Here is a 12,845-nt window from a genome sequence, read left to right as displayed (position 1 = left end):
ATGCGCGCCCACGCCTTGCGGCAGTAGGCCGCACGCAGGCTATCCACAGGTTGCTGCGGTGCCGTTGCACAGCCGCTGTGGAGAACCCGGCCCGGTAGCGGCCACCGTACCCGCGCGCTACCCTGTGCTTCCTTTCCCTATCCTGTGGCCCGGTCGCTTCGACCGCTGGCCGCCACACGCAATGACGGCACTGTCCCAACGCGACTTCACCCTGGACCCGGAAGACACCGAGCGCCTGGCCAACCTGGCCGGTCCGTTCGACGAGCACCTGCGCCAGATCGAACTCAAGCTCGGCGTGGAGATCGCCAACCGCGGCGCGGTGTTCCGCGTGACCGGCCCGCGTCGCGTCGCCGAAGAGGCGCAGATCCTGATCGAGGCGCTGTACAAGGAAGCGGGCGAGGTGGTGTTCGACAACCATGCCATCCACCTGCGCCTGAACCAGGCCAACCTGGACCAGGTGGTGGAACGCGCGTACGAAGCGCAGGACGTGACCATCAAGGTCAAGCGCGGCACGGTGCGTGGACGCGGGGCCAACCAGGCCCGCTACCTGCACCAGATCACCACCCACGACATCAACTTCGGGATCGGCCCGGCCGGCACCGGCAAGACCTTCCTGGCCGTGGCCAGCGCGGTGGAGGCGCTCAACGAGTCGCGCGTGCAGCGCCTGATCCTGGTGCGCCCGGCCGTGGAGGCCGGCGAAAAGCTGGGCTTCCTGCCCGGCGACCTGAGCCAGAAGGTGGACCCGTACCTGCGCCCGCTGTACGACGCCCTGTATGAAATGCTGGGCGTGGAGAAGGTGATCAAGCTGCTGGAGAAGAACGTCATCGAGATCGCGCCGCTGGCCTACATGCGCGGGCGCACCCTCAACGATGCCTACGTGATCCTGGACGAGGCGCAGAACACCACCGTGGAGCAGATGAAGATGTTCCTGACCCGGCTGGGCTTCGGCTCGACCGCGGTGGTCACCGGTGACCTGACCCAGACCGACCTGGCCAAGCACGTGAAGTCGGGGCTGCGCGATGCGATCGAGGTACTGCGCGACGTGGACGGGGTGAGCTTCACCTTCTTCGAGGCCCGCGACGTGGTCCGCCACCCGCTGGTGGCGCGCATCGTCAGCGCGTATGACCGCCGCGACCTGCAGCAGCTCAAGCCGGGAGCCGAGTAAGCACCATGCCCGCGCAAGCGCTGCTGTTTGGCTATGCACTGGCCGCACTTGCGACCGCCGGTGCGAACGTTGGCACGCCCCCGCCTGCGGAGCCCCAGCGCGTGGACACGCAGCAGACCATCACCCTGCCCTGTCTGTCGGTGCGGGTATCCAACAGCGTATCGGTCGCCGTTTCCGAGCCGCTGCTGCAGCGCTATGTGGCCGCGCGGCCGACCGGACCGGGGCCGCGCGAAGCGTACGAGCAGGACCGCATGGCGCGCATCTGGGGCGACCGGGCAGAGGCGCTGCTCCGATTGGATACCGATGCCACCGACCGCCATGGATGCCGCAGCCTGCCACGCGAACACATCGCTGATGCCCAGTACCTGCTGGGCCACGTGTTGCAGGCCGGCCAGGCGATGGTCACGGCGGACGGGCGTGGGCGCCCGGAAGCGGCGATCATCATTACCGGCGAGAACGGTTGCGAGACGCGCCCCATGGCCATCCAGAGCTATCGATTGGAAAATGGCACCCCGTTCTTCCACCTTGTCACCTGTGTTGTTTGATTACCCGGAATTGCCCGTCATGACCAAAGGTCCCATCCGCCTCGATGTCGCCGTCAGCTACGCCCTGCCCCGTGCCGGGCTGCCCTCGGCGGTGAGTTTCCGCAAGTGGGTTGCCGCCGCGCTCAAGGGCCGCATCCGTGAGGCCGACCTGGCCATCCGCCTGGTCGACGCCAAGGAAGGCCAGTCGCTGAACCGGCATTACCGGGGCAAGGATTACGCCACCAACGTGCTGAGTTTCCCGGCCGAGGTGCCCGAAGGCCTGCCCAAGGGCGTGAAGTTCCCGCTGCTGGGCGACCTGGTGATCTGCGCTCCGGTGGTGGCGCGCGAGGCCGACGAACAGGCCAAGGCGCTCAATGCGCACTACGCGCACCTCACCGTGCACGGCGTGCTGCACCTGCTGGGCTGGGACCACGAGGACGACAAGGAGGCCGAGGCGATGGAGCAGTTGGAGCGCGACATCCTGGCCGAGCTGGGTATCGACGACCCCTACGCCAATGAGCACTGAGCCGCCACGGCGCTGACCCACGGACCTGCGATGACTGCTTCGAAGACCCTCTGCCTGGGCCTGCTGGCCCTGCTCCCGGCCGCCGCCCCGGCCGCTCCGCTGGACCTGGCCGCCTTGATCGAATGCCGCCAGGGCCTGGCCGACTACAGCGCCGTGGCCCCGGTGGTGGCCGACCCGCTCAAGGCGGTGGCCGCCGGCCTGCAGCCATTGCCGCAGTCCAACCAGTTCATGAGCGAGTTCCGCCTGGCCACGCCCCTGACCGTGTTCGGCCAGCGCACCGAATACGTGGCGGTGGCCGGGGCCAGCATCATGGCCATCCTCGACCTGGCCGACCCGCGCCCGCTGGCCAGATCGCTGGCCCTGGAGGACGGGGTGGACACCCCGGACAAGTTCATGGCCGGGCGCGAGCTGGTCAGCCGCGATGTCACCGACCCGCGCACCGGCGAGCCGATGATCGAATCGGTGATCCTGAGCCTGTCCACGGTCAAGACCCACCCCGGCAAGACCCTGGCCGGCTGCACCTACAGCCTGGACCTGCCGCCGGAGGAGGAACCGGCCCCCGGCGATGCCCCGGCTCCCGCCCCTGCCCCGCCGGTCCCCTCCAAGGCATGAATGCGGGCGTGGGCGGCAGGCGCTGACAGCGCCGCGCATCCTGCTAGACTGAATCCAACGCCCGGCTAGCCGGGTGCCTTTTTTTCCAGAGATGTCTGAAGACGACAGTAGTGGCTCCAACCTGGAGCAAAATGAAAAGAAGCGGAGCTGGCTCGAACGCCTGACCTCTGCCTTCTCCGGCGAACCCCACACCCGCGACGAGCTGGTGGCGGTCCTGCACACCGCGCAGGAGGATGGGCTGATCGCCGCCGATACCCTGCGCATGATGGAAGGGGCCATCGCGGTCGCCGAGCTGACCGTGGGCGATGTCATGATCTCGCGCTCGCAGATGGTCTCGCTGCCGGTGGAGGCGCCGTTCCTTGAGCTGATGAAGCAGGTGGTCGAATCCGGCCATTCACGCTTCCCGGTGCATGGCGACAACAAGGACGACATCCTCGGCGTGCTGCTGGCCAAGGACCTGTTGCGCGGCGTGGTGGCCGACAACGGCCCGGCCAACGTGCGCGAACTGCTGCGCCCGGCGGTGCTGATCCCCGAAGCCAAGAAGCTCAATGTGCTGCTCAAGGAGTTCCGGCTCTCGCGCAACCACATGGCGATCGTGGTGGACGAGTACGGCGGCGTGTCCGGGCTGGTCACCATCGAGGACGTGCTGGAACAGATCGTCGGCGAGATCGACGATGAGCACGACGAGGCCGAGGACCACACCGCGCAGATCGCCATCCAGGCCGACGGCCAGTACGTGGTCGATGCGCTGACCGCGATCGAGGACTTCAACGAACGCTTCGGCGCGAGCTTCCCCGATGACGACTACGACACCATCGGCGGCCTGGTCACCGAGGCGATCGGCCACCTGCCCGAGACCGGCGACGAACTCAGCCTGGACCGCTTCGTGTTCCGGGTGGCGCGCGCCGATGCGCGCCGCGTACAGGCTTTCCACGTGACCGTGCTGCCGGCGGACACGGACAACGAGGATTGATCCACACCATGCGGCCCCTGCTCAATCGGTGGCCGTCGTGCCGCCTGCTGTTCCTGTCGTGGATGCTCACCCTGGCCAGCCTGCCCCTGGCGGCGCTGGCCCAGCAGGGCGCGGCCCCGGTGCCACCGCCGGCGGCCGCCGCCGCGAGCGCCGACGCCGCGCCGGTCCCGCAGATCGGGGTGCTGACCATGCAGCCGGGCGAAGTGTTCTTCGAGCGCTTCGGCCACGACGCGCTGGTGGTGCTGGACCCGACCAGCGGCACGGCCACCTCCTACAACTTCGGTTACTTCGACCCGGGCGAGACCGACTTCGTCGGTCGCTTCGTGCGCGGGGAGATGATGTATTACCTGGTCGCCCTGCCGCTGGACGAGGACCTGTCCTACTACCGGCATAGCGGGCGCGGCGCCAGCATCCAGTGGCTGGACCTGACCCCGGCGCAGGCGCGGGCGCTGGCCGATGGGCTGGCCGAACGCGCCAAGCCGGAGAACGCACGCTACCGTTACGATTACTACACCGCCAACTGCGCCACGATGGTGCGCGACACCATCGACCGCGCGCTCGGTGGCGGCCTGCACGCACAGCTGTCCGGGCGCTCGCGCGGCAATACCTATCGCAGCGAATCGGTGCGGCTGGCGTCGCCGTCGCCGTGGATGTGGCTGGGCTTCGACATCGGCCTGGGGCCGTTCGCCGACCAGCCGCTGTCGCGCTGGCAGGAGGCCTTCGTGCCGATGCGCCTGGCCGACGCGCTGCGCCAGGCACGCAACAGCGAGGGCCGCCCGCTGGTGATGGCCGAGACCGAGCTGCTGGAGCATCACATCGACCCGGAACCGAAGGAAGCGCCGCGCCACTGGTGGCCGTGGCTGCTGTGCGGGCTGTTGGCCGCTGCCGGCGTGCTGGCCCTGCGCCGGCGCCAGCGCCTGCTGGGTGGCATCGCACTGCCGCTGTGGCTGTTCTGCGGCATCGCCGGCGCCCTGCTCACCTACCTGTGGGGCTTCAGCGCACACCAGGCCGCGTGGGCCAATCGCAATCTGCTGGTGCTGTCGCCGCTGTGCCTGCTGCTGGTGCCCGGCGCGATCACCCTGCTGCGTCGGCGCGTTCCGCGTGCCTGGTTCCGCATCCTGCTGTGGGCCGTTGCGCTGCTGGCGGCGCTGGGCCTGGTGCTGCACTGGTTGAGCCTGCAGGCGCAGGTCAACCTGCAATGGATCGTGCTGCTGCTGCCGGTGCACCTGGCCCTGGCCTGGGTGCTGGGGCGTCGTGACCCGTCCATCACGGGCCGCTGACGCACGATGCTGCCCATGGAAAGCACCACCGCACCCGTCAATCCTCCCTGCGTCATCAACTGCGTGCACTACGATGACCAGGGCAAGCGCCACGACATCAGCCTGGACGCGATCAGCGATGTGATCGAAAGCGGCAACGGCTTCGTCTGGGTCGGCCTGTACGAGCCGGCCGAGAGCGTGCTGCTGAAGCTGCAGGAAGAATTCTGCCTGCACTCGCTGGCGATCGAAGACGCCCGCAACGCGCACCAGCGGCCCAAAGTGGAGTCGTACGGCAACTCGCTGTTCGTGGTGGTCACCACCGCACAGATGGTGGACGAGCGCATCCAGTACGGCGAAACCCACGCCTTTCTCGGCCCACGCTTCCTGGTCACGGTGCGGCATGGCGCCTCGCTGTCCTACGCGGCCCCGCGCGCGCGGGTGGAACGCGAGCCGGAGTTGCTGCGCAGGATGGGGCCGTCCTACTGCCTGTATGCGGTGCTCGATTTCGTGGTGGACAACTACCTGCCCATCACCCAGCGCTACCGCGAGACACTGGAGCTGCTGGAGAAGGACATCTTCTCGGACAGCTACAAGCGCCAGACCGTGGTGCGCCTGTACGAGTTGAAGCGCGAGCTCAACAAGATGCGCATGGCCGTGGCGCCGCTGCAGGACATGCTGGCGCAGATCAAGCGTTACCAGGGCGACCTGGTGCCCGACGAGGTGAAACTGTACCTGCGCGACGTGCATGACCACGCAGTGCGGATCAGCGATGTGATCGATACCCTGCGCGAAATGCTGGGCACCGCGCTGAGCGTGAACCTGTCGCTGGTGACGCTGGCCCAGGGCGAGACGGTGAAGCGACTCGGCGCGTGGGCGGCACTGCTGGCCGCGCCGACGCTGATCACCAGTTGGTACGGCATGAACTTCAGCCACATGCCCGAGTTGAACCAGCCGTGGGCCTATCCGGCGATGATCGTGGGCGTAGGTGCGGTCTGCGTGGGCTTGTACCGCCTGTTCAAGCGCGTCCACTGGCTCTGAGGCAGGCGGCTCCCTGCGCCCCGTAGTGCCGGCTGTTGGCTGGCTCCCGGCAGCGTCGGATCCACGCGGCCCAAGCTGGCAATTCGGTAGAGCCGACCAACGGTCGGCTCTACCGATGTGGAGGGCGCGGCCGCGCGCCTCCGGTCAGGCGACGTAGACGGTCTTGATGTTCATGAACTCATGGATGCCGTGGTCCGCCAGTTCGCGGCCGAAGCCGGAGCGCTTGGTGCCGCCGAACGGCAGGCGTGCGTCGCTCTTGACGATGGCATTGACGAAGGCAGCGCCGCATTCGAGCTGCTGGGCGAGCTTCTCCGCACGTACCGCATCGCCACTCCACACGCTGCCGCCAAGGCCGAAGGTGGTGTCATTGGCCACACGCAGCGCTTCCGCGTCGTCGCGCACGCGCAGGATGGCCGCGGCGGGACCGAACAGCTCTTCTTCGTAGGCCGGCATGCCGGGGGCCACGTTGTCGAGGATGGTGGCGGGATAACCGGCGTGGCTGCCCGGGACCGGCTCGCCACCGAGCAGCAGCGTGGCGCCCTTGGCGACGCTGGCCTGTACCTGCTTGTGCAGCTCTTCGCGAAGATCGGCACGGGCCATCGGGGCCAGCGTGGTCGTCTCGTCCTGCGGGTCGCCGTAGACGCGTTTGGCGGCGGCGGCCACGAACTTCTCCACGAACGCATCGGCGATGGCATCGACCACGATGAAACGCTTGGCGGCGATGCAGGTCTGGCCGCTGTTGTCGAAACGCGACTTCACTGCGGCGGCGACGGTCTTGTCCAGGTCGGCATCGTCGAGGACGACGAAGGCATCGCTGCCACCCAGTTCCATCACGCACTTCTTGAGCTGGTCGCCGGCGTTGGCGGCGATCGAACGCCCGGCGCGCTCGCTGCCGGTGAGGGTGACCGCCTTGACGCGCTTGTCGCGCAGCACCTCGGCGGCCTGGTCGTTGTCGATGTGGAGCACGTCGAAGACGCCCTCGGGCAGTCCGCCATCGCGGCAGACGGCGAGGATGAGGTCGGCGCACTGGGGGACGTTGCTGGCATGCTTGAGCAGGGCGACATTGCCGGCCATGAATGCCGGGGCGAGGAAGCGGAACACCTGCCAGATGGGGAAGTTCCAGGGCATCACCGCGAACACGCAGCCGATCGGCTCGTAGCGGACGTAACTGCGCTGGGCTTCGGTGTCGATGATCTGCGGCTTGAGGTAGTCGGCGGCGTGGTCGGCGTAGAACTCGCAGGCCTGGGCGCACTTGTCCACTTCGGCCAGGGCTTCGGCTTTGAGCTTGCCCATTTCGCTGGTCATGGCCTGCTGGATGTCGCCCTTGCGTGCGCGCAACTGGGCAGCGATGCCCCGCAGGATGGCGCCGCGGGCCTGCAGGGTCTGCGCGGACCAGCTCGGGAAGGCGGTGGCGGCGGCGGCGAGGCGCTGTTCGATCTGCGCGGCATCGAGCAGTTCGTGGCGGTAGGTCACCTGGCCGGTGGCGGGGTTGACGATCTCAACGGTCATCGCGGTACTCCGAAAGACAGGCGCTCATTGTGCGCCGGGGCCTGTGAGCCGGATGTTGCCGGATGCGTCGGGAAGGCTGTTTGGGTTGCGACATGGGGTCGCAGGCTTGGGTGTATGCGGGAAGCAACGTTCCACCGGCGTGTGGTTGGAACGGTGCGGGTGGGATGCAGAAAGCGACGTTTCACTGGCGTGTGGTTGGAACGGTGCGGGTGGGATGCCGGGACACGCCGTGAATCCCGCTCCGCGGCCCGGCCCAGCCGCTGGCGGCTGTGCGTTCAGTCGCATGCGAGGCGGTGCCTCGCAAGCAATGCGCCTTCACCCATGGAGGCTCGCGGGCGCCATCCATGGCGCCCGAGGGTCCCGGCATCCCACCCGCACCGTGCCCAGACAGTTGGCCGGGGCCGGATTGAGAGCAAGCGCCGGCCGGCCGTTTTTGGGGAGGGGGAGCGAAGAGCAGCCGGGCATGGCCCGGCTCTACCGGTTGGTCGTGGTTTGGAGGCTGTGTGCAGCCGGGCATGGCCCGGCTCTACCGGTTGGTCGTGGTTCGGAGGCTGCGTGCGGCCGGGCATGGCCCGGCTCTACCGGTTGGTCGTGGTTTGGAGGCTGTGTGCAGCCGGGCATGGCCCGGCTCTACCGGTTGGTCGTGGTTTGGAGGCTGTGTGCAGCCGGGCATGGCCCGGCTCTACCGGTTGGTCGTGGTTTGGAGGCTGTGTGCAGCCGGGCATGGCCCGGCTCTACGGGTTGGTCGTGGTTCGGAGGCTGCGTGCAGCCGGGCATGGCCCGGCTCTACGGGTTGGTCGTGGAGGCTGTGTGCAACCGGGCATGGCCCGGCTCTGCTGTGGGATCAGTACACCGTTGAATGGGTAGAGCCGGGCCATGCCCGGCTGCTCTTGAGGCCCTCCCCAGCGCCAACGCAGCATCCGCCCCGCTGTTGCTCTGAAAAGACCAGCCGCCCCACCCTACCCTTTGTCCTGCAACGCCATCTGCATGTCGCGCTGGCGACGTTTCTCGCCGCGCGCGGTAACAAACCAGCCCACCACCGCCGCGATCGACACCGCCAGCACCATCAACGTGGCCAGCGCGTTGATCTCCGGCTTGATCCCCATGCGCACCGAGGCGAACACCTTCATCGGCAACGTCGTCGAATTCGGCCCCGCCACGAAACTGGCGATCACCACATCGTCCAGCGACAGCGTGAACGCCAGCAACCAGCCGGCGACCAGGGCAGGCGCGATGATCGGCAAGGTGATCTGGAAGAACACCTTCAACCGGCTCGCGCCCAGGTCCATGGCCGCCTCTTCCAGCGACCGGTCCAGCTCCTGCAGCCGCGAGGACACCACCACCGTCACGAACGACAGCGTAAATGTCACATGCGCGATCCAGATGCTGGTCACCCCGCGTGCCGGGAAGCCCGGAATGCCGCCCATCGCCACCAGCAGCGTCATCAGCGAAAAGCCCAGGATCACCTCCGGCATCACCAGCGGCGCGGTAATCAGCGCGCCGAACATCGTCTTGCCCGGGAAGCGCTTGAACCGCGTCATCACCATCGCCGCCATCGTGCCCAGCACCGTCGACGCGCATGCCGTCCAGAATGCCACCTCCAGGCTGATCCACAGCGCATCCAGGATCTGCCGGTTGTTGAACAGCTCGCCGTACCAGCGCGTGGAAAAGCCCGACCACACCGTGGCCAGCTTCGATTCGTTGAACGAGTAAATCATCAACAGCAGGATCGGCAGGTACAGGAACGCAAATCCCAGCCCCAGCACCGACCACCCCAACCACCGGCTGCCGCGCACCATGCTCATAGCAGCTTCCCTTCCAGCTCACGCTGCTGGACCCGGTTGAACAGCAGGATCGGCACCAGCAGCAACAGCAGCATCACGATCGCCACCGCCGAGGCCGTCGGCCAGTCGCGGTTGTTGAAGAACTCGCCCCACAGCACCCGCCCGATCATCAGCGTATCCGGGCCACCCAGCATCTCCGGGATCACGAACTCGCCCACCGCCGGGATCATCACCAGCATGCAGCCGGCGATGATGCCCGTGCGCGACAGCGGCAACGTGATCCGCAGGAACGCCTGCCACGGCCGCGCGCCCAGGTCGTAGGCGGCCTCGAGCAGGCGGTTGTCCAGCTTGACCAGGTTGGCGTACAGCGGCAGCACCATGAACGGCAGGTAGCAGTACACGATGCCGATGTAGGCGGCGGTCGGCGTGTACAGGATCTGCAGCGGCGCATCGATCAGCCCCAGCTTCAGCAGCAGCTGGTTGAGCAGCCCGTTGCGGTCCAGGATCCCGATCCAGGCATACACCCGGATCAGGAACGAGGTCCACGACGGCAGTACCACCAGCATCATCGCCACGTTGCGCGCGGCCGGCGACATCCGCGAAATCACATACGCCATCGGGTAGCCGATCAGCAGCGTCAGCAGTGTGGCGATCACCGCGATCTTGATCGAACTCAGGTACGCCAGCACGTACTGGCTGTCCTTCACCAGCGCCGCGTAATTGCCCAGGTTGAGCTTGAGCGAGAACGCGCCATCCACGTACTCCAGCAGCCAGGTGTACGGCGGCGAGCCCACCTGCGTGCGCGCGAACGAGATCATCAGGATGATCACGAACGGCACCGCGAAGAACAGCAGCAGCCACAGGTACGGCGCGGCGATCACGCTGCCGCGGGTACCGGGGAGCCAACGCTTCCAGCCGGCGGCGTTCATGCGGTGAGCACCACGCCGTCGTTGTCGCGCCAGCACACCCACACGCTGTCGCCCCAGGTCAGTCCGTCGCTGGCCCAGCGCTGCGAGTTGGCGAAGTTGGACAGCACCTTGGCCCCGCTCGGCAGGCGCACGTGATAGACCGAATGGCTGCCGAAGTAGGCGATATCCTCGATCACGCCCTGTGCCTTGTTGGTGTCCCCGGCCGGCTCCTCCTTGCCGATCATCACCTTCTCCGGGCGCAGCGCGAACGCCACCGGCTGGCCTTCGTAGCCGGTGATGCCGTGGGCCACGTAGATCGGCGCCGGGAACAGCGGCGTACGCACCGTGACGTACTCGGGCAGGTCCTCGTCGATCACCCCGTCGAACAGGTTGACCGACCCGATGAACTCGGCCACGAAGCGGTTGGCCGGCTGCTCGTAGATTTCGTCGGGCTTGCCCACCTGCTGGATCCAGCCGGCGTCCATCACCGCGATGCGGGTGGCCATGGTCATGGCCTCTTCCTGGTCGTGGGTGACCATCACGCAGGTCACCCCGGACGTTTCGATGATGTTGACCAGCTCCAGCTGCATCTGCGAGCGCAGCTTCTTGTCCAGCGCGCCCATCGGCTCGTCCAGCAGCAGCAGCTTGGGCCCCTTGGCCAGGGACCGCGCCAGCGCCACGCGCTGCTGCTGGCCGCCGGACAACTGGTGCGGCTTGCGCCTGGCCAGCTTGCCCAGTTGCACCAGCTCCAGCATCTCGCCCACGCGCGTGCGGATCGCGTCGCGGGCCAGGCCGTCCTGCTTCAGCCCGAACGCGATGTTCTGCTCCACCGTCATGTGCGGGAACAGCGCATAGGACTGGAACATCATGTTGATCGGCCGCTGGTACGGCGGCAGGTCGTTGATGCGCTGGCCGTCCAGCTCGATGCTGCCCTTGGTGGGCGTCTCGAAGCCGCCCAGGCACCGCAGCAGGGTCGACTTGCCGCTGCCCGAGCCGCCGAGCAGGGCGAAGATCTCGCCCTTGCGCACGTCCAGGCTGACATCGTCGAGGGCGACGAAGCCGTCGAATTCCTTGCGCAGCGCGCGGATGGACAGATAGCCCGGGTCGAGGACCGGCACGACCTCGCCTTCCGGCTTGGCATCAAATGGCATGGGGAGCGGCTCCGGGAGCGGCGGCAGGACGGGGGGAGCATCCCATTTTACCGGTGGTGGCGGCGTCATGTGCGACCGGATCGGGCGGCCTGCCCTGCCGCCCACCGGCGGGACGATCCCCTGAAACGACGACGCCGGCACGGGGCCGGCGTCGCAGGGGCGGTCAGCGACCGGTCTTCACCTCGGTCCACAACCGGGTGTAGAGCTTGTCCACCTCCGGGGTGTTGATCGAGTAGGTGAACATCTTGGCGGCCACGTCGGCCGGCGGGTAGATGGTCGGGTCGGTGCGGATCGCCTCGTCCACCAGCGCGGTGGCCTGGGTCACCGGGTTGGCGTAATGGATGAAGTTGGTGTTGGCCGCGGCCACCTTCGGTTCCAGCAGGTAGTTGATGAAGGCATACGCGGCCTCCGGGTGCTTGGCATCCTTGGGGATGGCCAGCATGTCGAACCACTGCGGGGCGCCTTCGCGCGGGATCGAGTAGGCCACGGTCACGCCATTGTTGGCTTCGGCGGCGCGGTCGCGGGCCTGGATGATGTCACCCGACCAGCCCACCACCAGGCAGGTGCCGCCGTTGGCCAGCGAACCCACGTACTGGGAGGAGTGGAAATTCTGCACATACGGGCGGATGCCCTTGAGCAGCGCAGCGGCTTTTTCCAGCGTGGCCGGGTCCTGGCTGTGCGGATCCTCGCCCAGGTAGTGCAACGCGATCGGGATCATGTCCGAGGGCGTGTCGAGGATGGTGATCCCGCAGTCCTTCATCTTGGCGATGTTTTCGGGCTTGAAGATCAGGTCCCAGCTGTTGGCGATGTCGGTGCTGCCGCCGAAGCGCTGCTTGAGCATGTCGACGTTGTAGCCGATGCCGGTGGTGCCGATCATGTACGGCACGCCGTACTGGTTGCCCGGGTCCTGCTGGGCGATGCGCTTCATCACCTCCGGATCGAGGTTGGCCAGGTTCGGGATCTTGCTCTTGTCCAGCGGCAGGAACACGCCGGCCTTGATCTGGCGGCCGAAGAAGTTCAGCGTCGGCACCACCACGTCGTAGCCACTGTTGCCGGCCAGCAGCTTGGTTTCCACCATCTCGTCGCTGTCGAACACATCGTAGGTCACCTTGGTGCCGGTGGCCTTTTCGAAATTGGGGATGGTGTCTTCGGCGATGTAATCGCTGTAGTTGTAGACGTTCAGCACCTTGCTGTCGTCCTGCTTGCCGCCGCCACAGGCGCTGAGTACGGATACGGCAATGCCGAGGGTGAGGATTCGCAGCTTCATCGGACTCTCCACAGGTCAGGTGCGAGATGGGGGAACCGGCAGGACCGGTACGACGGGTGCCAGCCTACCGGGCACGCCCGCATTTTCCCAGCACGCCGCCCTCACGGCCATGCCGGACCTGGCGGGACG

General features: G+C 67.2%; 12 protein-coding genes. 7 read left to right on the top strand and 5 right to left on the bottom strand.

The window, feature by feature from the left end; all coding sequences use genetic code 11:
* Positions 1-181: 181 nt before the first annotated feature.
* From AC1DGC_RS09385 to AC1DGC_RS09355, 7 genes are all read left to right on the top strand, one after another.
* Entirely contained in the window at positions 182-1,165 is a 984-nt protein-coding gene (locus AC1DGC_RS09385; protein WP_259204333.1) for a PhoH family protein, read from the top strand.
* Between the two features lie 5 nt (positions 1,166-1,170).
* Positions 1,171-1,710: a hypothetical protein gene (locus tag AC1DGC_RS09380; RefSeq protein WP_478047713.1), complete on the top strand. Its 540-nt coding sequence runs from the start codon at positions 1,171-1,173 to the stop codon at positions 1,708-1,710.
* Between the two features lie 19 nt (positions 1,711-1,729).
* Positions 1,730-2,215: an rRNA maturation RNase YbeY gene (ybeY, locus tag AC1DGC_RS09375; protein ID WP_259204330.1), complete on the top strand. Its 486-nt coding sequence runs from the start codon at positions 1,730-1,732 to the stop codon at positions 2,213-2,215.
* A 30-nt stretch (positions 2,216-2,245) separates the two neighbouring features.
* A complete protein-coding gene (locus AC1DGC_RS09370) occupies positions 2,246-2,827 on the top strand; it encodes a hypothetical protein (protein ID WP_478047712.1) in 582 nt (193 codons plus the stop codon).
* A gap of 91 nt (positions 2,828-2,918) precedes the next feature.
* On the top strand, positions 2,919-3,800 hold the full coding sequence (locus tag AC1DGC_RS09365; protein WP_259204327.1) for an HlyC/CorC family transporter: 882 nt from the start codon (positions 2,919-2,921) through the stop codon (positions 3,798-3,800).
* 62 nt (positions 3,801-3,862) lie between these two features.
* Positions 3,863-5,080, top strand: a complete 1,218-nt coding sequence (locus AC1DGC_RS09360; RefSeq protein WP_478047811.1) for a lipoprotein N-acyltransferase Lnb domain-containing protein — start codon at positions 3,863-3,865, stop codon at positions 5,078-5,080.
* A 15-nt stretch (positions 5,081-5,095) separates the two neighbouring features.
* Positions 5,096-6,097 (top strand): magnesium and cobalt transport protein CorA, encoded by a 1,002-nt coding sequence (locus tag AC1DGC_RS09355; protein WP_259204324.1) that lies wholly within the window; start codon positions 5,096-5,098, stop codon positions 6,095-6,097.
* Positions 6,098-6,241: 144 nt separating this feature from the next.
* Here the strand turns inward: AC1DGC_RS09355 and AC1DGC_RS09350 are convergent, their stop codons facing one another.
* The 5 genes from AC1DGC_RS09350 to AC1DGC_RS09330 form a co-directional block, all read right to left on the bottom strand.
* Positions 6,242-7,606 (bottom strand): NAD-dependent succinate-semialdehyde dehydrogenase, encoded by a 1,365-nt coding sequence (locus AC1DGC_RS09350; RefSeq protein WP_394164690.1) that lies wholly within the window; start codon positions 7,604-7,606, stop codon positions 6,242-6,244.
* Positions 7,607-8,565: 959 nt separating this feature from the next.
* Positions 8,566-9,411, bottom strand: a complete 846-nt coding sequence (locus AC1DGC_RS09345; RefSeq protein WP_259204322.1) for an ABC transporter permease subunit — start codon at positions 9,409-9,411, stop codon at positions 8,566-8,568.
* Positions 9,408-10,319, bottom strand: a complete 912-nt coding sequence (locus tag AC1DGC_RS09340; protein ID WP_259204319.1) for an ABC transporter permease subunit — start codon at positions 10,317-10,319, stop codon at positions 9,408-9,410. The genes AC1DGC_RS09345 and AC1DGC_RS09340 overlap by 4 nt, the downstream gene beginning before the upstream one ends.
* Positions 10,316-11,449 carry an ABC transporter ATP-binding protein gene (locus AC1DGC_RS09335; protein WP_449335028.1) on the bottom strand — a complete coding sequence of 378 codons (1,134 nt, stop codon included), beginning with the start codon at positions 11,447-11,449 and terminating at the stop codon, positions 10,316-10,318. The genes AC1DGC_RS09340 and AC1DGC_RS09335 overlap by 4 nt, the downstream gene beginning before the upstream one ends.
* Before the next feature lie 163 nt (positions 11,450-11,612).
* The gene (locus AC1DGC_RS09330) at positions 11,613-12,716 is read right to left on the bottom strand and encodes a polyamine ABC transporter substrate-binding protein (RefSeq protein WP_394164691.1); all 1,104 of its coding nucleotides are present in this window, start codon (positions 12,714-12,716) and stop codon (positions 11,613-11,615) included.
* Positions 12,717-12,845: the final 129 nt, after the last annotated feature.

The organism is Stenotrophomonas sp. 05N37, from assembly GCF_056397365.1.
The sequence above is the reverse complement of the archived record's forward strand: the minus strand, read 5'-3'. Positions and strand labels throughout refer to the sequence as shown.

What these genes read in the sequence shown, in the direction of transcription:
- AC1DGC_RS09385 (WP_259204333.1), top strand. Translation starts at nt 182, where the DNA reads ATGACGGCACTGTCCCAACGCGACTTCACCCTGGACCCGGAAGACACC.
- AC1DGC_RS09380 (WP_478047713.1), top strand. Translation starts at nt 1,171, where the DNA reads ATGCCCGCGCAAGCGCTGCTGTTTGGCTATGCACTGGCCGCACTTGCG.
- ybeY (WP_259204330.1), top strand. Translation starts at nt 1,730, where the DNA reads ATGACCAAAGGTCCCATCCGCCTCGATGTCGCCGTCAGCTACGCCCTG.
- AC1DGC_RS09370 (WP_478047712.1), top strand. Translation starts at nt 2,246, where the DNA reads ATGACTGCTTCGAAGACCCTCTGCCTGGGCCTGCTGGCCCTGCTCCCG.
- AC1DGC_RS09365 (WP_259204327.1), top strand. Translation starts at nt 2,919, where the DNA reads ATGTCTGAAGACGACAGTAGTGGCTCCAACCTGGAGCAAAATGAAAAG.
- AC1DGC_RS09360 (WP_478047811.1), top strand. Translation starts at nt 3,863, where the DNA reads ATGCTCACCCTGGCCAGCCTGCCCCTGGCGGCGCTGGCCCAGCAGGGC.
- AC1DGC_RS09355 (WP_259204324.1), top strand. Translation starts at nt 5,096, where the DNA reads ATGGAAAGCACCACCGCACCCGTCAATCCTCCCTGCGTCATCAACTGC.
- AC1DGC_RS09350 (WP_394164690.1), bottom strand. Translation starts at nt 7,606, where the DNA reads ATGACCGTTGAGATCGTCAACCCCGCCACCGGCCAGGTGACCTACCGC.
- AC1DGC_RS09345 (WP_259204322.1), bottom strand. Translation starts at nt 9,411, where the DNA reads ATGAGCATGGTGCGCGGCAGCCGGTGGTTGGGGTGGTCGGTGCTGGGG.
- AC1DGC_RS09340 (WP_259204319.1), bottom strand. Translation starts at nt 10,319, where the DNA reads ATGAACGCCGCCGGCTGGAAGCGTTGGCTCCCCGGTACCCGCGGCAGC.
- AC1DGC_RS09335 (WP_449335028.1), bottom strand. Translation starts at nt 11,449, where the DNA reads ATGCCATTTGATGCCAAGCCGGAAGGCGAGGTCGTGCCGGTCCTCGAC.
- AC1DGC_RS09330 (WP_394164691.1), bottom strand. Translation starts at nt 12,716, where the DNA reads ATGAAGCTGCGAATCCTCACCCTCGGCATTGCCGTATCCGTACTCAGC.